Source organism: Streptosporangium sp. NPDC049376 (assembly GCF_044466505.1).
In the GTDB taxonomy this organism is placed as follows: domain Bacteria; phylum Actinomycetota; class Actinomycetes; order Streptosporangiales; family Streptosporangiaceae; genus Streptosporangium.
On record NZ_JBITMT010000033.1, the window covers coordinates 39,160 to 57,590 of the forward strand.

Annotated in this window: 19 protein-coding genes and 2 tRNA genes; 9 read left to right on the plus strand and 12 right to left on the minus strand. The window is 70.6% G+C overall.

Features of this window, described 5'->3' with window-relative positions; genetic code table 11:
- Nucleotides 1-92 precede the first annotated feature (92 nt).
- Both ACIBVQ_RS38915 and ACIBVQ_RS38920 read left to right on the plus strand, forming a co-directional pair.
- Nucleotides 93-1,523 carry an MFS transporter gene (locus tag ACIBVQ_RS38915; RefSeq protein ID WP_399183874.1) on the plus strand — a complete coding sequence of 477 codons (1,431 nt, stop codon included), beginning with the start codon at nt 93-95 and terminating at the stop codon, nt 1,521-1,523.
- 21 nt (nt 1,524-1,544) lie between these two features.
- A tRNA-Ala gene (locus ACIBVQ_RS38920) sits at nt 1,545-1,617 on the plus strand.
- Between the two features lie 120 nt (nt 1,618-1,737).
- Here the strand turns inward: ACIBVQ_RS38920 and ACIBVQ_RS38925 are convergent.
- The 7 genes from ACIBVQ_RS38925 to ACIBVQ_RS38955 form a co-directional block, all read right to left on the minus strand.
- Nucleotides 1,738-2,208 carry a S26 family signal peptidase gene (locus tag ACIBVQ_RS38925; protein ID WP_352016330.1) on the minus strand — a complete coding sequence of 157 codons (471 nt, stop codon included), beginning with the start codon at nt 2,206-2,208 and terminating at the stop codon, nt 1,738-1,740.
- Nucleotides 2,205-4,079, minus strand: coding sequence for an ABC transporter ATP-binding protein (locus ACIBVQ_RS38930; RefSeq protein ID WP_399183876.1), 1,875 nt, complete (start codon nt 4,077-4,079; stop codon nt 2,205-2,207). The genes ACIBVQ_RS38925 and ACIBVQ_RS38930 overlap by 4 nt, the downstream gene beginning before the upstream one ends.
- A complete protein-coding gene (locus ACIBVQ_RS38935; RefSeq protein ID WP_352016328.1) occupies nt 4,076-4,633 on the minus strand; it encodes a TlpA disulfide reductase family protein in 558 nt (185 codons plus the stop codon). The genes ACIBVQ_RS38930 and ACIBVQ_RS38935 overlap by 4 nt, the downstream gene beginning before the upstream one ends.
- Before the next feature lie 46 nt (nt 4,634-4,679).
- The gene (locus ACIBVQ_RS38940) at nt 4,680-5,189 is read right to left on the minus strand and encodes a MauE/DoxX family redox-associated membrane protein (protein ID WP_399183879.1); all 510 of its coding nucleotides are present in this window, start codon (nt 5,187-5,189) and stop codon (nt 4,680-4,682) included.
- A gap of 95 nt (nt 5,190-5,284) precedes the next feature.
- Nucleotides 5,285-5,494 (minus strand): hypothetical protein, encoded by a 210-nt coding sequence (locus ACIBVQ_RS38945; protein WP_352016326.1) that lies wholly within the window; start codon nt 5,492-5,494, stop codon nt 5,285-5,287.
- 32 nt (nt 5,495-5,526) lie between these two features.
- Nucleotides 5,527-5,691 carry a hypothetical protein gene (locus ACIBVQ_RS38950; protein WP_362784356.1) on the minus strand — a complete coding sequence of 55 codons (165 nt, stop codon included), beginning with the start codon at nt 5,689-5,691 and terminating at the stop codon, nt 5,527-5,529.
- A 489-nt stretch (nt 5,692-6,180) separates the two neighbouring features.
- A complete protein-coding gene (locus ACIBVQ_RS38955) occupies nt 6,181-6,723 on the minus strand; it encodes a hypothetical protein (protein WP_399183881.1) in 543 nt (180 codons plus the stop codon).
- 63 nt (nt 6,724-6,786) lie between these two features.
- Here ACIBVQ_RS38955 and ACIBVQ_RS38960 point away from each other — a divergent pair, with 63 nt between their 5' ends.
- The 5 genes from ACIBVQ_RS38960 to ACIBVQ_RS38980 all read left to right on the plus strand — a co-directional run bounded on the left by ACIBVQ_RS38960 (nt 6,787) and on the right by ACIBVQ_RS38980 (nt 10,810).
- A complete protein-coding gene (locus ACIBVQ_RS38960; RefSeq protein WP_399183883.1) occupies nt 6,787-7,677 on the plus strand; it encodes a hypothetical protein in 891 nt (296 codons plus the stop codon).
- 66 nt (nt 7,678-7,743) lie between these two features.
- Nucleotides 7,744-8,013 (plus strand): metal-sensitive transcriptional regulator, encoded by a 270-nt coding sequence (locus ACIBVQ_RS38965; RefSeq protein WP_352016322.1) that lies wholly within the window; start codon nt 7,744-7,746, stop codon nt 8,011-8,013.
- A 126-nt stretch (nt 8,014-8,139) separates the two neighbouring features.
- Nucleotides 8,140-9,477, plus strand: a complete 1,338-nt coding sequence (locus ACIBVQ_RS38970; RefSeq protein ID WP_399183885.1) for a rhodanese-like domain-containing protein — start codon at nt 8,140-8,142, stop codon at nt 9,475-9,477.
- Entirely contained in the window at nt 9,474-10,043 is a 570-nt protein-coding gene (locus tag ACIBVQ_RS38975; protein WP_352016320.1) for a rhodanese-like domain-containing protein, read from the plus strand. The genes ACIBVQ_RS38970 and ACIBVQ_RS38975 overlap by 4 nt, the downstream gene beginning before the upstream one ends.
- Complete coding sequence (locus tag ACIBVQ_RS38980; protein ID WP_399183888.1) at nt 10,040-10,810, plus strand: sulfite exporter TauE/SafE family protein; 771 nt, start codon at nt 10,040-10,042, stop codon at nt 10,808-10,810. The genes ACIBVQ_RS38975 and ACIBVQ_RS38980 overlap by 4 nt, the downstream gene beginning before the upstream one ends.
- Before the next feature lie 81 nt (nt 10,811-10,891).
- Here the strand turns inward: ACIBVQ_RS38980 and ACIBVQ_RS38985 are convergent, their stop codons facing one another.
- The 4 genes from ACIBVQ_RS38985 to ACIBVQ_RS39000 form a co-directional block, all read right to left on the minus strand.
- Nucleotides 10,892-11,710 (minus strand): MerR family transcriptional regulator, encoded by an 819-nt coding sequence (locus ACIBVQ_RS38985; protein ID WP_399183890.1) that lies wholly within the window; start codon nt 11,708-11,710, stop codon nt 10,892-10,894.
- A gap of 46 nt (nt 11,711-11,756) precedes the next feature.
- Nucleotides 11,757-12,356: a hypothetical protein gene (locus ACIBVQ_RS38990; RefSeq protein ID WP_352016317.1), complete on the minus strand. Its 600-nt coding sequence runs from the start codon at nt 12,354-12,356 to the stop codon at nt 11,757-11,759.
- 86 nt (nt 12,357-12,442) lie between these two features.
- Complete coding sequence (locus ACIBVQ_RS38995) at nt 12,443-13,831, minus strand: selenium-binding protein SBP56-related protein (protein WP_399183892.1); 1,389 nt, start codon at nt 13,829-13,831, stop codon at nt 12,443-12,445.
- Between the two features lie 83 nt (nt 13,832-13,914).
- Nucleotides 13,915-15,684 carry an asparagine synthase-related protein gene (locus ACIBVQ_RS39000; protein ID WP_399183895.1) on the minus strand — a complete coding sequence of 590 codons (1,770 nt, stop codon included), beginning with the start codon at nt 15,682-15,684 and terminating at the stop codon, nt 13,915-13,917.
- Nucleotides 15,685-15,939: 255 nt separating this feature from the next.
- On the opposite strand from ACIBVQ_RS39000, the gene ACIBVQ_RS39005 reads away from it, so the two are divergent.
- Both ACIBVQ_RS39005 and ACIBVQ_RS39010 read left to right on the plus strand, forming a co-directional pair.
- Complete coding sequence (locus tag ACIBVQ_RS39005) at nt 15,940-17,412, plus strand: von Willebrand factor type A domain-containing protein (RefSeq protein WP_362918439.1); 1,473 nt, start codon at nt 15,940-15,942, stop codon at nt 17,410-17,412.
- 118 nt (nt 17,413-17,530) lie between these two features.
- Nucleotides 17,531-17,603 (plus strand) — tRNA-Ala (locus tag ACIBVQ_RS39010).
- Between the two features lie 160 nt (nt 17,604-17,763).
- Here the strand turns inward: ACIBVQ_RS39010 and ACIBVQ_RS39015 are convergent.
- The gene (locus tag ACIBVQ_RS39015) at nt 17,764-18,246 is read right to left on the minus strand and encodes a hypothetical protein (protein ID WP_399183897.1); all 483 of its coding nucleotides are present in this window, start codon (nt 18,244-18,246) and stop codon (nt 17,764-17,766) included.
- Between the last annotated feature and the right edge of the window lie 185 nt (nt 18,247-18,431).

Consider the following 18,431-nt stretch of genomic DNA (forward strand, 5'->3'; position numbering starts at 1 on the left):
CCACCTGTGACGCGACATGACCCAGTAGATGACGTTTTCTGACGAGCATTTACCATCTCATTGCCGCAAGCCGATGGGAAAAGAGGGGGAGCATGGCAGGAGTGGCCGTCGCCGGACCCGGTGCCGCGATCCGGAGCAGACAGCTCTGGCTCACCCTGCTCGCCCTCTCCATGGCGGGGATGGTCGTCTCCGTCCAGCAGACCGTGGTCATTCCGCTGCTGCCGAGGATGATGGCCGGCTTCGGTGTCTCGGTCGACGAGGTCGCCTGGGTCTTCACCGCATCGCTGCTCGTCGGCGCGGTGGCCACGCCACTGCTGTCCCGCCTGGGGGACATGTACGGCAAGAAGCGGATGATCCTGTTCACCGTCGGCCTGCTCGTCCTGGGCTCCGTGATCTGCGCCGTCTCGCTCACGCTGCCGGTGCTGATCGTGGGCCGTGCTCTGCAGGGAGCCTCCGCGGCGCTGATCCCCTTGGCCATCGGCATGATCAGGGACAGCTTCCCGGCCCAGAAGGTGATGACCGCGATCGGCGTGGTCAGCGCGACCATGGGCATCGGCGGCAACCTCGGCATGATCGTCACCGGCGTCATCGCCGACCGGACGCCCAGCCACCACCCGGTCTTCTGGATCACCGCCGGACTCGGCGTGGTCGCGATGGTTCTCATCGCCCTGAGCGCCCACGACAGCGGAGCCCGCGCCGGGGGCCGCCTCGACCTCGTCGGCGCGTTGCTGTTGTCGATCTGGCTGGTCTGCCTGCTGCTCGCGGTGTCCAAGGGAAACGACTGGGGATGGGGATCCCCCCAGGTGGTCGCCCTGTTCGCGGCCACCGCGGTCGTCTGCGCGGTGTGGGTGTTCAGCCAGCTCAGGCTCAGGGCGCCGATGGTCCGTCTCGACCTGCTCGTCGGCCGCCGGTCGCTGCCGGCCAACCTGGCCGCGCTGCTGCTCGGCTTCGCGATGTTCGGCTCCTTCACGCTGGTCTCCAGCTTCGTCCAGACCCCCTCCTCGGCCGGGTACGGCTTCGGCGGATCGGTCCTCGACGTCGGCCTCTACGCCCTGCCGAGCACCGTCACCATGCTGGTGTCGTCCTTCATGGCGGGACGGATCTCCGGACGCCTCGGCCCGGCGCGTTCCCTGGCCGTCGGCGCGGCCATCACAGCGGCGGCCTTCGGCTGGTTCGCGATCTTCAACGCCTCGGTCTCGGACCTGATCGTCGCCAACACGCTGCAGGGGCTCGGGTTCGGGGTCGCCTACGCGGCCCTCGGGGCGCTGGCCGTACAGCATGTGCCGATGGACCAGAGCGGCATCGCCAGCGGGGTCAACTCCCTGGTCCGCTCCATCGGAGGCAGCGCCTCGGGGGCGGTGACGGCCGCGCTGCTGACCTCGATCACCGTCGCGGGCACGGCCGTCCCCGCCCGCGGCGCCTACGTGCTGTCCTTCACGATCGTCGCGGTGAGCGCCGTCGCCTCCGTCCTGGTCGCCCTCGTCGCCGCCGCGATGGCACGAGGGGTCCCGGAAGTCGGCTAAGATTTCTTCTGCACCACACAAGGGGCTATGGCGCAGCTGGTAGCGCGCCTCCATGGCATGGAGGAGGTCTGGGGTTCGAATCCCCATAGCTCCACAGCGAAGTGGTCGACGAAGATCCCGCCTGATCGGTCCGATCGGGTGGGATCTTCGCTTTCCGGGACGGCGAGGCCGTCGAGGGGCGTTTCGCGGTCCGGTGGTGACGGTCCGCCTCCGATCACGGCCGCGGGAGCCGCCCGGCTCTCCTGCGGACGGCCACGCCGAGGATCCGGTCGCCGGAGTACAGGCCGACCTGACGTGAGTCGTGACTCTCGCCGGCGTCGCCGAACACGATCAGCGAGTTCTCCGGGACGGTCTCCCGGCCGTCCGACGCGGCGCGCGCCGACACCGGGATCCGGTCGCCGGGCAGCGCCACCACCCGTTTGACCTTCCACCGTGTACGCGGTCGTGCGGGCGCGACGACGACGACGCCCCTTGGGTGAACCGGGCGGGGCGGCTCCAGGACCACGATGTCGCCGACCTTCAATCCGGTGATGCGGCACCGCCGTACCAGGAGCCGGTCTCCCGGCTGGAGGGTGGGCGTCATGCTGGTGCCGCTCACGGTCACCAGCACCCAGCGCCGCCGCAGACGGGCGAGAAGGACGGCGGACGCGGCGAGGACGGAGACCGAGGTGAGAAGTCCGATCACGAGGAGACCGCCTGCGGTTCCTGCCCGGTGTCGTAACCCAGCGCCTGCAGGAGGAAGAGCCGGGCGTAGTCGCCGTCCACGGCCATCAGTTCCTCGTGCGTTCCCTGTTCGGTGATCCGGCCGTCGGCGAGGACGACGATGCGGTCGGCCATCCGGACGGCGTTCAGCCGGTGAGAGATGATCACGCTGGTGGTGCCGTGCCGGTGCTCGACCAGCCGCCGGTGGATCGTGTGCTCCGCCTCGGCGTCCAGGCCCGAGCTGGGCTCGTCGAGGACGAGCAGATCCCGCCTGCCCCGCATGAGGCCGCGCGCGAGGGCGAGCCGCTGCCACTGGCCGCCGGACAGTGTCACACCCGCCGTCCTGCCGTCCGACCGGGAGTTCATGAAGAAAATCCTGCTCAGGAGCGTGTCATATCCGTACGGCAGGCCCGAGACGGTCTCGTGGGCCTCCGCGGCGGTCGCGGCGGCGCGGATCCTGTCGCGGTCCTCCAGCGCCGTCAGGTCGCCGATGCCGATGTTCTCGGCGGCGGTGAAGTCGTAGTTCATGTGGTCCTGGAAGACCGTGCCGATCCGGTCACGCAGTTCCGCCACCGGAATGAGACGGATGTCCACCCCGTCCCAGGTGATCGTCCCGCGCGTGGGCTCGTACAGCCGGCACAGCAGCTTCACCAGGGTGCTCTTGCCGGCGCCGTTCACGCCGACCACGGCGAGCAGGGCACCGCGGGGGATGCGCAGATCGACGCCGCGCAGCACCCACGGCTTGTCGGCGTCGTAGCGGAACCAGACGTCCTTCAGCTCGATCGCGTCCCTCAGCGGCAGGGCGGGCAGCGGGGAGTCCGGCCTCGTCAGGTCGGGCCCCGCGTTCAGGACGGCGAGATAGTGGCCGAACTGCAGGAGCCCCTGGTGCCCGCTCGCCAGTAACGTGATCAGCCCGGACAGCCCGGACTGCACACCCGCGACCGCCGCGACGAAGACGACCACGTCGCCCGGGGTCAGCTCGCCCACCCGGGCCAGCTGGACGGCCCAGACCAGCCCGCCGCCGGACACCGCGGCGGCGAGCGCGGCCAGGCCCACCTGAGCGCGGAAGGTCCGCCGGTCGAGTTCGTGCTCCGCGCCGTTGACCTGTCGTAGTTCGGCCAGCATCCGTTTCCGCATGAAGTCGCCCAGGCCGAACAGCCGGATCTCCTTGGCCGCCGCGCGGTCGGTCATGAGCTGGGAGTAGAACAACTCCCGGCGCGCGTTGGGGCTGGTCGTCCAGAGCATCTCACCGCGCCTGCGGCTCAGGGCCAGCTCGGAGACCACGGCGGGCACGGCCGAGAGCACCACGAACCCCACCATGACGGGACGCACCGCCAGTAGCGTTCCGGCGAACCCGATCATGGTGACGGCGGCGCGTACGCCTCCCAGCGCCGCGTCGAGGACGATCTGCGGCGCCGTCCCGCTCGCCTGCCGTGCCAGGCCGATGCGGTCGTGGAACTCGGGATCCTCGAACCGGGCCATACCCTCGAAACGAGACAGCGCCTCATACAGCCGGTCCCGGGTGCGGAACCGGATGCTCCGGCCAAGATCCGCCTGCACGTACCGGGAGAGGAACGGCAGCGTCGCCGTGAGCAGTCCCAGGCACGCCAGCAGGACGGCCTGCGTCACCAACCGGCCGACGGGCACCCGCTCGGCCGACAGCCCGTCCAGAACGTACTTGGTCAGCCAGGCGACGCCGACCGGCGCGGCGCCCGTGACGAGCGCGGCGGCCAGATAGGTCAGCAGCAGGGCCGGTCCGGCGTGCCACGCGACGCCCAGGGCGGCGACCGCTCTCTCCCGCCAGGTCGCCTCACCGCCGACGTGGCCGGCGGTGAGGCCGAGTCCGCTCGTCACCGCGCGGGGACCTGGGGTGAGGCCAGCTCGCGGACGCTCACCGCGCTCGTGCGCACGGTGCCGTCCCGGTCGAGCAGGACGAACGTGGGTGAGCCCTGTACGCCGAACGCGCCGGTCACCGGACCGTCCTGCGGCTCCACGACCACCCGCGCCACCCGGCCTACGGCGTCGATGATGTCGGCGCCCTGTTCCAGGGTGCCGGAGACGACCACCAGTTTCCGCTCCGGGCCGCCGGGCATGGCGGCGGCGTACTCGACGAAACGGGGAACCTCTTCCCGGCAGGACGGGCACCCCGTGGAGAAGAAGCCCGTGAACAGGGGAGTTCTCAGATCGCGCAGGGACACGGTGGCGCCGTCGAGCGCCGTCGCCTCGAAGTCGGCGACGCGGTATCCGGACTCCGGCGACGACCTGCGCTCCACGAGCCGGTCGAGGCCGGCCCGTGCCCATTTCGCCTCGTGGTCCCGTAACCGGCGCAGGACCGCGAGCGACAGCAGCAAGTTGAGCAAGCCCAGAAAACCGACGACGACCACAGCGGCGATCAGTACGGCATCCATCGACACTCCCAGCCTGAGAGGACCTGCAAGAGAATTCAGCGGACGTTCAGCGGACAAGGATCAGCGCCACGAGGTCGTCGTAGGCGATGACCAGCGTGGCCAGGACGACGGCCACGAAACCGGAGAGGAGCATGGCGGTCACGTCGAGTCCGCCGGAAGCCAGGAGGGTCCCTGCCATGCCCGCCGCCGCGACGGACAGGAGGATCACGTTGCGCACCACGTGCCGCACACCCAAGGGCTGATCGGACGCGCCGAAGCACCGGCAGCTCGTCGTCGCGCCCCGCCGTACGGCCGAGCCGATCGCTCCTGTGAAGGCCGCCAGCAACATCGCGGCGAGTCCCAGGCCCACGGGAGCGGTGGCGTCGATCAGCATCAGCGACGCGGAGACCAGTTCGCCCGCGATCACCGCACCCGAGACGGCGGAACTCCAGCGCGGGGCCACACCGAACTCACCGACCGCGGCGCGGAACCGCGCCAGATCACCTCGCCCGCGTAACTTACCGGCGACGGCGGCGAGGAAAACCAGGGTGAGAGACAGGCGGCATATGAAACTCAAATATGCCACCGATGTCACGAGCCTCCCGCTGAACGGGGGCGGTGTGATTGCGGGAACATTTCAGAGGAAATGCGTGCCGTCACGGGATTCGCCGTTCAGCAGAACCACGGTCCGTGATCGCAGCCTCCGGCGGTACACGTTCCGATGCGATACCAGTCGCTGCAGCCGCCGGGGCCGCAGATCTGCTGCCAGAGTTCGCAGTTCTTGCAGGTGCACCGCAGATATGTCGGGTCGGCGGACGCCTCGGCCCGGGGGGCGGTCAGGGAGAGGAGCGTGTCCCCGACCCTGTTCAGCAGACGAGTCATGTGAACCTCCAGGGGTTTGAGCTGGGGAAACCTCAGCAGGAGTAGACGCCGGTCGGCTTGGTGCACCCTCCGGCGAGGTACCAGTCGCTGCAGCCGCTGGGGCCGCAGATCCGCTGCATCAGCCCGCACGTGTCATTGCAGTAACACTGCAGATATGTCGGGTCGGCGGACGCCTCGGCCCGCGGCGCCGCCATCATGAGCATAAGATCGCCCGCGGCTCTGAACATACGAACCATTTCGCTTCCCTCGGGTCGGTGATTTATCGAAATCATAATTATGTGCGACCGGCCGATCCAGGAGCTTTTCTGCCACACATGGGCGGTCGGCTGCCAAATCCGAACCCGAAGGATTTCTCCGGCCGTAGCCGGGCGGGGGAGCGGTCATATGGTCGATTTCGAGCAATCGTGCGGTGGTGACGACGTCCGGCAGGGCGTGTGCGAAAGGCCGTCACAGCGGCCGCAGGCCGGGCACCGGGGGGTTCGGGACCGCCGGGCGCTCAACCGGCGCGGTTTCGGAGGCGAGCCGAACAAGGAGGCCGGTGCGCCGGGGCCGCCGTCTCGCTGGACCACCGCGCATCCCGGGGACGATCTCACGGATCGCTCCGCCAAGCGTGAGCCGGTAGGACCCGGTCGGGCCGTGTTCAGCCTCGGCCCAGGGCGGTTCGAAGGGACTGACGGGGTCCGGGGTCACCCGCTGATCGGTTCGTAGGCGCCTCCCCACTCGTTGAGCAGGACGAAGCCGGGCGATGCCACCGTCTCCATGAGGAGGGTCAGCGCGTCCGTCGTCGACGGGAGGCGCAGCCCGAGCAGTCCGGTCAGCGAGGTACGGCACGCGTCGAGGTCGATGTCGTGGTCGGCGTACTCCTCCTCCAGCTCCGGAACCACCGACGACATCGCTTCGAGCCCGCCGGAGACGCGCCAGACACAGTCCCTCCAGTACGGGACCCGCACGATCAGCTGGATCGCGGAGGTCAGGTCACCGCCGATCAGCCCGGCCTGCCCCTCGGAGTCGGCGTAGAGCACGGGCCGCCGCCCGGCCGCGTCCCCGCAGAGGAAGTACGTCCCGCCCGCGCCGTCACCGGCGACCGCCTCAAGGGCCTCTCCGGACTGCAGCGTCACCTTCTCGACGTGGTCGGTGCGGGAGACGTCGAAGTCGAACGGCCAGGTCAGCAGTTCGGCGGCGGCCGGAGTGCGGTGGATGAGGCCGATCAGGGGGTCGGGGTGCGTCATGGGGAGCACCGTAACAGTCGTTCGCGGGGCGAACCGGTCATCCCAGTCGCGCGTCTACTGATCATGAGATTGCTCCCGGTCGCGCTGCTCGTCGTGCTCGTGACGGCCTGCGGTCCCGGACGCGCGCCGGTCACCGACGACGAGTTCGCCGCCCGTGCCCGCGAGGTCGTCGAACACTGGCGGGGCTCGGCGGAGCGGGAGGCCTGGGTCTCGGGGTTCGTCCCGCTGCGGAACCTGACCCTGGAGCCGGACTGGAGGCACACACCCCGCTGGGTCGGACGGAGCGCGATCAACAGCGTCTGGAGGCTGGAGACCGAACTGCCGTCCGGGACGCCCGCCCCGGCGAGGTTGCGCTGGGCCGACGGAGGCTCGCTGGAGGTGCCGGTCCTGACGGCGGATGCCGCCTACGCGGGGCTGAGCAAGCCCAAGTCCTTCGCCGACGAGAAGTGCCCGGCCGAGGGCTGCCGGCCGTTGAGCGTGGTCGCGGTGGCGCGGGGCGAGGCCACGGTGCCCAGCGGCAGGGGAGAGGTACGGGTTCCGACGTGGGACTTCACCGTGCGGGGCGTGCCGGAGCCGTTCCGGCGGGTGGCGGTCGACCCGGCCGCGATGGGCGGGCCGCCCCGGCCGCTGGACGACGGGATCCAGGAGGTGGACACCTACGAGGCGAGCGCGCCGACCGAGCTCCGGCTGAGCTACCTGCACGGCGACTGCGACACGACGTACGGCTCGCGTGTCCACGAGACGCCCGAGGCGGTGGTCGTGGACGTCGACGTCCGGGACGACGACGACGTGAGGATCTGCCCCGACGTCGGCAGGGCCGGCCGGATCGACGTCACGTTGCGCGAGCCCCTGGGGCGCCGGGTGGTGCTGGACTCCGGCAGCGGGGTGCCCCTGCTGCCGGAGAGCAATGTCCGCCTGATCGAGTTCCGGAACTACGACCCACGCCGTTCCTAGCGGGAGTTTCGGCCGTTGACATGCGCTGATTTGCCGAAACGGACACCCATACATACCCTAGGGGGTATGGAGCTGACGGAATCGATGGTGGGCGACGCCGTGACACGGCTGCGCCGTGCCCATGGGCAACTCGCGGGTGTGATCTCGATGATCGAGGCGGGGGAGGACTGCGTGAAGGTCCTGACCCAGCTCGCGGCCGTGTCCAAGGCGCTCGACCGGGCGGGGTTCAAGATCGTGGCCAGCGGCCTGAAATGCTGCCAGGACGCCCAGGCCCGTGGTGAGGAGGCCCCGATGAGGGTCGAGGAACTGGAGAAGCTCTTCCTGGCCCTGGCCTGAACCGAAGGGCGGCGAGCGGTGGGGACACCCGCTCGCCGTGTGTCCCATGTATACCCCCCGGGGTACCCAGTCCCTGCTCATGTCTCACTGATACCCCCCGGGGTATTTGCCAAAGGAAGGACCACGATGGAGGTCATCTCGTTCCGCACGCCCGGTCTCGGCGACCAGAGTCACCTGCTCGTCCACGAGGGGCGCGGTGTCCTGGTCGATCCACAACGCGACATCGGCCGCTTCCTGGACGTGGCCGCCGAACGCGACGTCGAGCTGCGCTTCGTGCTGGAGACCCACCTGCACAACGACTACGTCTCGGGAGGCGGACAGGCGGCGCTGCGCACCGGCGCCGAACTGGTGCTCCCGGCGGCCGCCGCGGCGGCGTACCCGCACACCCCGGCCTTCCATCTGGAGGACATCGACGGTGGGGGCGGCCTGACCATCCGCCCGATGCACACGCCCGGCCACACGCCGGAGCACACCGGCTACCTGGTGCTGATCGACGGCGAGCCCGTCGCGGTCTTCTCCGGCGGCAGCCTGCTGGTCTCCTCCGCGGGGCGGCCTGACCTGCTCGGACCCGAGCGCGCCCGCACCCTGGCCAGGCTGCAGTACGGCTCGCTGCACCGGCTGGCCGCGCTGCCCGGTGAGGTGGGCCTGTTCCCGACGCACGGCGAGGGATCCTTCTGCAGCGTGTCGGGCGTCGGCCGCCACACCTCCACGATCGCCGACGAGCGACGGGACAACCCGTTGCTCGCGCTGCCCGACGCCGAGGCCTTCGCCGACGAACTGCTGGCCGCGCCGATGCCCATCCCGGCCTTCTACGCCCACATGGGACCGGCCAACCTTCTCGGAGCGCCCGCCATGCCGGCCCTGCGTCCGCCGGAGACAACGGTCGAGGAGATCCCCGAAGACGCGCACGTCGTGGACGTCCGCCCGCGTGCGGTGCAGGCGGCGGGGTTCCTGCCGGGATCGACCGGCATTGCGCCCGGCGACGACTTCGGCAGCTGGGCGGGCTGGCTGGTGCCGTACGGAGAACCGATCGTGCTGGTGGCGGAACCCGATCAGGACGTCACCGAGGCCCTCACCCAGCTGGCCAGGATCGGCGTCGACGACGTGCGCGGCGTCGTCCGCGACCTCGGCGGGCACGCGAGCGCCGGCTTCGAGCTGCTCGGCCTGACCGACTTCCTCGAAAGGATGCCCGGAGCCCGGGTGCTGGACGTGCGCATGCCCGGCGAACGGCGGGCCGACCCGTTGCCCGGCGCCGTCGAGCGATTCCTGCCGGACCTGCTCACCCAGGGTGTCCCCGAACAGCTGCGGGGCGAGCGGCAGGTGCTGGTCGTCTGCGGCTCGGGCCGCCGGGCCTCGATCGCCGCCACCGTCCTCACCCGCCACGGCCTGCACCCGGTCGTGCTCGGCGACGCGGGCGCCTCGCAGGTGGCGGCGGCCCTGGCCGGAAAGGGGGAGGCGCGGTGAACGCCGTCGACGTGGCCACCGTCCGGGCGCTGACCGCGGCCCGGGAGACCGAAGGCGCCGTGCTGCTGCTGGACGTGCGAACCCCCGCCGAGTTCGAGAGCGCGCACATCGACGGGTCCGTCAACGTGCCCCTCGACCGGCTGGAGGCGTATCTGCCGCAACTGGCCGGCGCGATGACCGGCCGGAGCGTGCTCGTCTGCCAGTCCGGCGGACGAGCCAGGACGGCCCAGGACAAGCTCACCGCCGCCGGGCTGCGCGGGACGGCCGTCATGACCGGCGGGCTGAACGCCTGGATCACCTCGGGGGCGCCCGTCAACCGGGGACGGCGCCGCTGGAGCCTGGAGAGGCAGGTCCGCCTGGTCGCGGGGCTGCTGGTCCTCGGCTCCGTCACGCTGAGCCTCTGGTGGGCACCGGCCCTGTTCGTCACGGCGTTCGTCGGCGCAGGGCTCGGCTACGCGGGAGCCAGTGACAACTGCATGATGGGCATGCTGCTGGCCCGCCTGCCGTACAACAGGGCCGGTGCCGGTGATCCCGCCGCCGCGCTCGCGCGGGCCTGTCGGCGATGACTCTCACCGTGGCCCTGGTGCTGGCCGGCGCGGTGGTCGTGGGCGTCAGCCTGGGACTGCTCGGCGCGGGTGGCTCGGTGCTGGCCGTGCCGGTGCTGGTCTACGGCGCGGGCCAGCCGGTGGCGGTGGCCGTCCCGACCTCGCTGGCGGTTGTGGCGATCTCCAGCGTGGGGGCGCTCGTCCCACGCCTGCGCCGGGGACAGGTCCGCTGGAGCGTCGCGGCGGTGTTCGCCGCGGGAGGCGTGCCTGCCGCCCTCGCCGGGGCGGTACTCGGCCGTGGGCTGCCCGGCGAACTGCTGCTGCCCGCGTTCGCGGTCATCATGGTCGTGGTCGCCGTGCGGATGCTGCGCGACGTGGAGTCGACCGGCGGTGCCTGCCGTACCACGGCGGGGCGGGTGAACCGCCGTCGGTGCCTGCCGAGGGCGCTGGCCGCGGGAGGCGGTGTCGGGGTGCTGACCGGGGTGTTCGGCGTCGGAGGGGGGTTCGCCGTCGTCCCCGCCCTGACCCTGCTGCTCGGCCTGACCGCGACCGATGCGGTGGGGACCTCGCTGGTCGTCGTCGCGGTCAACTCGGTGGCGGGGTTCGCCGGGCACGTGGGCACGCGGCTGGACTACGGCCTGGTGCTGCTCTTCGCCGGTGGGGCGCTGCTCACCTCGCTGGTCGCCGGGCGCCTGGCCACGCGGCTGCCCGCCGACCGGATCCGGCGCTGGTTCGCCTGGACCGTCCTGGCGCTGGCGCCGCTGGTCGCCGCGGGCGCGTGGATCTAGGACCGGGATCGGCGTCACCGTGGAGAAGGGGATCCGTCCAGGTGAGCGACGAATCCCCTCCTTGGACGAACCGGGTCAGGGCTACCCGGCCGTCACGGCGAGCTGGATCTCCGTCACCCATTTCTCGTGGTCGGCCGGGCACTCAAGGCTGATCTCCCTGGCCAGGCCCAGACTGCGGTAGCCGTGCTCCTCGACCCAGTGGGCCAGGATCTGGTAGGTCGAGTCGACGTGGTCCATCGACCCCCGGTGGACGATGGTCGCGGCCGTCCCGATCTCGGGCAGGTCCACGATCTCGAAGTCGTGTCCCGGGGACGGCTGGGCCGTCACCTCGACTCCGGCGTGCACGACCACCGAGCCGTCCTGGGTGGGTTCGTAGTGGGCGATGCCGTACCCGGACGGTGCGACCCCCGCCCTTTCGAGGCGCTGGAACAACTCCTCGTACAGGGGCTTGATGACGGGGCCGATCTCCTCACTGTCGTAGCTCGCCGCGACGGCGCTGACCTCCGCCAGCCGCACCGGCGGGACATGCTTGACGACGACCTCTTCGACGGCCATGTGGCCCTCCCTCTCCATCGTCCGGAGCCTCGCCTCGATCCGCAGCAGCCGCGCGGTGTCCGCGGCGATCCGCTCCTCAAGCTCCGCACGGCGCAGCCGTACCATGCCGTGGAGTTCGGCCACGGTCACCTTCTCGTCGAGGATCGAGCTCACCTGCTGCAGGGTGAGGCCCAGGTCCTTCAACGCGATGACGCGGTTGAGGCGCGAGAGCTGCGCCGCGTGGTAGAAGCGGTAGCCGCTGGCCGGATCGACGTGGGCGGGCCGCAGCAGCCCGAGCGCGTCGTAGTGGCGCAGCATGCGTACCGAAACGCGGCCGAGCTGGGCGAAGTCTCCGATGCTGAACATGATGGTTCCAGGTGTACGGGCTCACACGGTGTCAGGGTCAAACGTGTCAGGTGAGGGCGGCGAAGGCCCCGGCGCCGACGAGGGCCACGGCCCAGGCGAGGTCGAGGTTGAACCACGCCTTGCGCAGCACCGCCACCCCCAGTTTCTCGTAGACCAGCAGGGCGACGGCCGTGACCGTCGTCAGCATCGCAAGGGTGTGGACCGCCGTGGCCAGCAGACTCTGCGAGGCCAGTACGGCGGCGCCGTGGCCACCGCGCAGGGTGACCGGGAGCACCATCAGGCCCGCCCCGTGCGCGGTGGCCATCAGGAACGACCACCCGGCGAGCTGCCACCGGTTCACCCGCATGCCGACCCAGCGGGGGTGGCGCCGCCGTACGATCCGCCAGATCCCGAACCCGCACACCACGGCCGCCACGCCGTAGGAGACGGCCCTGGGAGGCACGGCCAGCCGCGCGAGGGACACCAGCGCGAGCGTGACCAGCACCGAGCCCGCGTGGCCGAGCACGATGGGCGGCAGGGCGCGCAGCACCGCGGAGCGCGAGCGTTCCTGCAGGCCGAGGGCGACGGCGAACAGCCAGCCCATGGCCGGGTTCAGGCCGTGGAAGGCGCCGAGACCGGCCAGGACCAGCACGGACGTCAGGTCCATCTCGCGCGCTCCGTCCTGTTCTTCGGGGCGGGGCCCGCAAGAGCGTTCATGGAGGAGGCCGACTCCTTTCTGCGGTCGTCGCGGGATCAGGAGGGGAAGCAGTAGGAGTCGGAGGAGGAGTCGCCTCCCTGCAGCCTGATCTGGTGTGCCCGGCGGCCGTCGGCGGCGAAGTCGACGAAGAAGCCCTCGTCGAGGGAGAGCGAGCCGTCGTCGCCGATGTCCACCTTGGCGATCCAGCTGGAGATGCCGTCGGGGTAGAAGACGTCGTCCCAGGAGCGGTAGAGCGAGTTGGAGAAGTAGACCCGCCGGCCGTCCCTGCTGGCCTCGACCATCTGCGGGCCGCCGTTCAGCGCCCGTCCCTGGCGCGCCGGGTGCGGGGTCCTGCCGACGATGCCGCCGAGGCGCACCGAACCGGTCTCGCGGGGGGAGAACGGGTCGGAGACGTCGTAGGCCTTCAACTCGCCCGTGCCCCAGCAGGAGACCAGCAGGATGCGGTCGTCGAGGGTCAGCGAGATGTCGGTCACCAGCGGCGGAACCGCTCCGAACTGCTTGAGCGGCTCGGGCAGCAGCTCGGGGTCGGCGGGCTCGGCGGGGATGGTGATGACCTTCTCCGCCTTCCAGACCCCGTTGTCCTGGTACCACGTGAAGATGCCGGCCGACAGGTCCTCGACGCTGATGACCGTGTTGACGAAGCCGTGGGTCTTGGACGGGTCGTGCGCGGGACGCAGTTCGAGGGCCATCTGGTGCTGGTCCCCGAGGTCGATCTCCTGCAGGTGCCTGCGCTTGGTCAGGTCCCAGACGTGCAGCTTGTGGCCGTACTTCCTGCCGACCAGCAGGTCGAGCGAGGGGCCCGCCTCGATCTGGTTGGGGGTGCCCCACTCACTGGTGATCATCGTGTCGTGGCCGAGGTGCCACCAGAAGTCGTAGTGCAGCTCCTGCGGGCCCCGGTCGACCTCCCAGCGGCCCTTGGGCTCGAAGGTGTCGTGGTCGAGGGTGAAGACGCCGCCGGGCGCGTCGCCGTCCACGTTGCCGAGCGCGCTGACGTAGATCGCGTCGGTGCCGCAGTGGACGGTGTGCGGGCGGCTGTAGCCGGTCTTGTCGAATACGGTCTCCGGCTCGATCGTCTTGACGAGCCTGGGCCGCCGGGGGTCGTCCTTGACGTCGAACACGTAGATCCTGCTGGAGCGCAGTCCCGGCAGGACCAGGTAGCGCCGCTCGACGTGCGGGTGCGGGGCGTACGGGCACAGGGCGGCGCTGCAGACGTTCCACCCGAAGTGGTGGAGCTCGTCGCCCGCGTGGGGCATGTCGCCGACGCTGACGATCGACCCGTCCGACAGGTCGATCGTGGCGAGCCCGTCGGGACGGCCCTGCCCTTCGGCGTCCAGCAGGGCGACGTAGGCGAGCTCCTCCCGAGGCGCCTGCATGGCGTCACGGGCCGACGGATAGAAGGTGGGATCGGGCTGAATGAGTGCCACGGGAACTCCTAGGCCGAGATCAATATCCCACTAATGTTGTAGGAAAACTCTCCGCTGTCTAGGGGTGATTTTACGTAGCCGGGTCAGGAGGGGACCTGGACGTGGATCTCGTCGAGTCCCTCGGGGGCCTTGCCCGGGTACGCGCCCGACAGCATCGTGGCCACCGTGTAGAGATGCCAGACCTGGGCGGGCTTGGTGACCACGGGCGCGGCGAACAGCTTGCGGACCTCGTCGGGGGAGACGATCGGGGCCAGCAGGTCGAGGTGCTCCAGGATGTGGTCGCGCAGCACGCCGCTCAGCGCCTCACCCGGGCTGGTGCGCCAGCTCCAGCCGCCCCCGGTCTTCGGAGCCGTCAGGAATCCCGGCTTACGCTGCCAGGGGTAGTAGCGCCTGTCGGCGGTGAAGCGCCACGGCTTGCCCTCGATGGGGATGTGGCGAAGTTTCGGGGCGAAGGTCGTGATGAGCTCGTGGACGACCTCCTCCGACAGCCGCCACGCCTGGTCGAGCCCGAGGGCCGCGCGCACCACCCGGTTGTCGAGGAAGGGCCAGACCGGGTCGCCCCGGCGCTGCGATCCCGCCCTTGAACCGGCCTGCCAGCGGCCGATCCGGTAGAAGACGTACATCTGGTCGAGGGCCTCGACCCCCTCGCGCTCCTGCCAGGGGCGGGCCAGTTCACGGGCGTGGTCGTTGGCCTCGGCGCTGAACAGGGCCTTGTCCCGCATGAAGGTGGTGTCGATCCGGCGCCGCAGCGCCTTGGGACTCAGGTCGCTCTGGAGCAGCAGGAAGCTGCCCGCGCGCAACACCTCCCCGCTCTGCCCCGACATGGTCGGCCTGGCGTTGTACGGCAGGTAGCCGACGATCGACTCGTAGGCCGAGGTCATCCCCTCGCAGGTCCGCAGTGTCTCGTAGGTCCTGGCGAGCGGGTGCTCGACCAGGACGGCGTCCCTGCGCTCGGTGCGCGCCGGGGGGATGACCGTGTGCTCGACGCCGAGTGCCCCGGCGATCCGCCCGGCGAGGATCACGTCCGGGTGGCTGTCGAGGCCGTTCGTGGTCGCGCGCAGCGGAATCCCCGCCGCGTGCAGCACCGCGGCGGCCAGCCTGCTGTCCCGGCCGCCGGTGAGGGCGAGGTTGACCGGCTCGCCGGCCGCGCGCAGCGGCTCGACCGAGGTCAGCAGGGCGTCGGCCAGCCCCCCGATGAGGGCCCTGCGCCGCCTGGCCGAGGACGGCGCGGCGACGGCGACCGGCAGCGGCGCCTCGGTGACCGTGCGGCTGCCGCCCCTGACGGTGACGGTCGAGGAGGGCGGCAGCGCGCTGACCCCCCGGTAGGGCGTCTCGTCGGACAGGAAGTAGCCCTGCCGGATCATCGACTGCAGGGCGAGCACGTCCCACTCGATCCGCTCGCCGAAGGCGGCCAGGCTGACCAGCAGAGCCCTGCTGCCGATCACGTGCACGTCCGGGGCCTCGGCGTAGTAGACCGGGCAGACCCGGTGGATCGCGGTCGCGGCGGCCAGTTCGGTACCGGTCGCGCGGAAGACCGAGAAGCAGCCGCCGACCGCCTCGGCGCTCAGTTCGGGGGCGCCCGCGAGCCGGTCGACGTCGCCGGGCACGGCCAGGTTGCCGTTGACCCCGGTCACCCTGTCGTGGCCGGTGGCCAGCAGCGGGGGAGTCCGGGAGTCGTCGGGCTCGTTGGTCCAGGCGAACAGGCTGACGCCGGGCCTGTGCCACTCGCGGGGCCTGATGACCTCGGCCGGGACGGGGAAGGCGGTCTCGATCGAGGCGCGCACGGTGTGCAGCACCACCTCGGGAATTCCGGCTTCGGGACGCTTGGCCGCCAGTCCGAGATACACGCGCATGATCCCGAATCCTATGTCCCCTTTTTTCCGCACGAAGCCTGATTAATGAGGAAAACGTGTGGTCACTTGAGGTGTCGAGCGGGGAGAGGCCGATCACGCGCCGGGCACGGTTTGCGCTCGCTTGGGTCAAGCGCCAGGCCCAGGTCATGAGGGGGTCGTCGTACGGGATGGCGCGCGAATCCCGCGAACCTCCGTGAATCCATGCAAATCCAGATAAATCACGGCGAATCCCTGTGAATCTCTGTGGAGGCGAACATGAAACCACGCACGCTCGCCGTCGTCCTGGCCGTCCTCGCCCTGTGGGTCACGGCCGCCTGCGGGAGCTCGGCGAATAGGTCGCCCAGCACCCAGCCCAGGGGCGACGCGAACGCCCAGGCACCCGAGGAACGCGAGAACGACACCGGCACGTCCAAGGACATGAACGACACCACCGTCGACCAGATCTCCACCTTCGCCCTCGACGTGGACACCGCCTCCTACGACTACGCCAGACGCGCCATCGGGGAGGGCAGACTCCCGGAGCGGGACAGGGTGAGACCGGAGGAGTTCGTCAACTCCTTCCGCCAGGACTACCGGGAACCCGAGGACGACGGTTTCTCCGTACAGCTGGACGGCGCACGGATGCCCGGCAACGGTACGGCGCTGCTCAGGGTCGGTCTGCGCACCCGTCAGGCGCAGTCACGGGAACGACGCCCGGCGAACCTGACCTTCGTGGTCGACGTCTCCGGCTCGATGGGCGAACCCGGCAGACTCGACCTGGTCCGTGAGGCGCTGCACCGGCTCATCGGACAGCTCGGGCCCGGGGACAAGATCTCCATCGTCGCCTTCAGCGACCAGGCCCAGGTCGTGCTGTCCATGACCCCCGCGACCGAACGGCAGGAGCTGGACGCGGCCGTCGAGCGGCTGGCCGTACAGGCCTCGACGAACCTGGAGGCGGGGCTGACCACCGGGTATCAGGAGGCGGCGAAGGCCTTCAGGCCGGTGGCGACCAACCGGGTCATCCTGCTCTCCGACGGCCTGGCCAACAACGGCGACACCAGCTGGCAGGGCATCCTGGACCGGGTCGAGGAGTACGCGGGCAAGCAGATCACCCTGCTGTGCGTCGGGGTCGGCCGTGACTACGGGGACCAGCTGATGGAGCAGCTCGCCGACAACGGGGACGGCGCCGCCGTCTATGTCAGCTCGGTCGACGACGCGCGCAAGGTGTTCGTCGAGCAACTCGCCGCCACCCTCGACCTGCGGGCCCGCGACGCCAAGGCGCAGGTCGTGTTCAACCCCGCCACGGTCGAGTCCTACAACCTGATCGGCTACGAGAACAGGCGGATCGCGGCCGAGGACTTCCGTGACGACAGCAAGGACGGCGGCGAGGTCGGCCCCGGTCACACGGTGACGGCCCTGTACGAGGTACGGCTGCGCCAGGGCGCCTCCGGCCAGCTCGCCACCGCGACCGTGCGCTGGCAGGACCCCGACACCCGCGCCCCGGGTGAGGTCAGCGGCTCCATCGGACGGGCCGACCTGGTCTCCTCTCCGTGGGAGAAGTCGTCGCCGCGGTTCCAGGTGGACGTGGTCGCCGCGGCCTTCGCCGAGTATCTCCGCACCGGAAGGCCGGTCGCCGGGGTCGAGACCGAGGAGTTGGCCGGACACGCCGGTCGTCTGGCGGCCTCGACGGAGGACCCCGCGGTGTCCGAGCTGGCGACCCTGATCACCCGCGCCCTGTCGCTCGGCTGACCGTACGGCCGCCGGGGCGGGCCTGTCCCGGCGGCCTCGACGGTCACCTCGCCGGTTACGGAGCAGGGTGCGATGTCCTATACACTGGCGTGGTGCCGCTGGGCGGTGCGAAACGCAAGGGGCTATGGCGCAGCTGGTAGCGCGCCTCCATGGCATGGAGGAGGTCTGGGGTTCGAATCCCCATAGCTCCACAGCGACAGCGTGTTGACGAGATCCCGTCCGATCGGACGGGATCTCGTCGTTTTCCGGCCCGGATGACCTGCCTGCGTCCCCACCCGCGCGCCCCGCAGCATGGCTGCGAAACCGTGGACCCGGCAGTGGAGGCCGGCCGCCGGCGGACCACAGGGGTGGTCAGCCGTTCGGGAAGAGCGTGTGAAGGAGCGTGTGGCCCGGCATGGCCCGGGCCGGGAGCACGCCCACGGCGAACATCTCCGGGGTGTCGAACACGGGCTCCCCGCCGGGGCGGCGCGCGTAGGGGACCCGGCCGTAGTCCACGCCGTCGCCCTCGTGGAAGCTCATCCAGGTGATCGTCTCCTGTTCGCCCTCGCGGAGCGGGTGGTTGGACACGGCCCGGCTGTAGACGGTGCCGGAGGCGGTGACCCAGACCAGGGGGACGGCGAGGACCCATCGCGTCGCCCCGATCTCCCGAGCCCTGGCGGCCGCCCGCGTCTCGAACGAGACGGCCGACCGCGGGTCGCGGAGATAGTCGTAGTCGCTGAGCACGAGCCGCCGCTCGCCTTCGAGGGCCGCGACCGCCGGGCAGTGGCGGGCCGCGATGCTCCGCTGGAGACGTTCGACCACCTCGAAGAGCAGCGCGGCCGTCTCGTCGTTCATCGTGTCCTCCGGAACTCACGGTACGGACCGGTACGCCGGGCCCGCGCCGGAGAGGAGGCGCGGGCCGCGTGCGCGAGCCGTCAGATCTCCTCGACGCTGCTCGGCTCGCGCCGGGACAGGTCGATGCCGAGCTCTTCGGCGGCGCGGAAGACGTCCTCGTCGGTGTCGCGCATCTCGATGGACAT

Coding starts and splice junctions, on each gene's coding strand:
- ACIBVQ_RS38915 (WP_399183874.1), top strand. CDS start 93: ATGGCAGGAGTGGCCGTCGCCGGACCCGGTGCCGCGATCCGGAGCAGA.
- ACIBVQ_RS38935 (WP_352016328.1), bottom strand. CDS start 4,633: ATGGATGCCGTACTGATCGCCGCTGTGGTCGTCGTCGGTTTTCTGGGC.
- ACIBVQ_RS38945 (WP_352016326.1), bottom strand. CDS start 5,494: ATGACTCGTCTGCTGAACAGGGTCGGGGACACGCTCCTCTCCCTGACC.
- ACIBVQ_RS38950 (WP_362784356.1), bottom strand. CDS start 5,691: ATGATGGCGGCGCCGCGGGCCGAGGCGTCCGCCGACCCGACATATCTG.
- ACIBVQ_RS38955 (WP_399183881.1), bottom strand. CDS start 6,723: ATGACGCACCCCGACCCCCTGATCGGCCTCATCCACCGCACTCCGGCC.
- ACIBVQ_RS38960 (WP_399183883.1), top strand. CDS start 6,787: ATGAGATTGCTCCCGGTCGCGCTGCTCGTCGTGCTCGTGACGGCCTGC.
- ACIBVQ_RS38965 (WP_352016322.1), top strand. CDS start 7,744: ATGGAGCTGACGGAATCGATGGTGGGCGACGCCGTGACACGGCTGCGC.
- ACIBVQ_RS38970 (WP_399183885.1), top strand. CDS start 8,140: ATGGAGGTCATCTCGTTCCGCACGCCCGGTCTCGGCGACCAGAGTCAC.
- ACIBVQ_RS38980 (WP_399183888.1), top strand. CDS start 10,040: ATGACTCTCACCGTGGCCCTGGTGCTGGCCGGCGCGGTGGTCGTGGGC.
- ACIBVQ_RS38985 (WP_399183890.1), bottom strand. CDS start 11,710: ATGTTCAGCATCGGAGACTTCGCCCAGCTCGGCCGCGTTTCGGTACGC.
- ACIBVQ_RS38990 (WP_352016317.1), bottom strand. CDS start 12,356: ATGGACCTGACGTCCGTGCTGGTCCTGGCCGGTCTCGGCGCCTTCCAC.
- ACIBVQ_RS39000 (WP_399183895.1), bottom strand. CDS start 15,684: ATGCGCGTGTATCTCGGACTGGCGGCCAAGCGTCCCGAAGCCGGAATT.
- ACIBVQ_RS39005 (WP_362918439.1), top strand. CDS start 15,940: ATGAAACCACGCACGCTCGCCGTCGTCCTGGCCGTCCTCGCCCTGTGG.
- ACIBVQ_RS39015 (WP_399183897.1), bottom strand. CDS start 18,246: ATGAACGACGAGACGGCCGCGCTGCTCTTCGAGGTGGTCGAACGTCTC.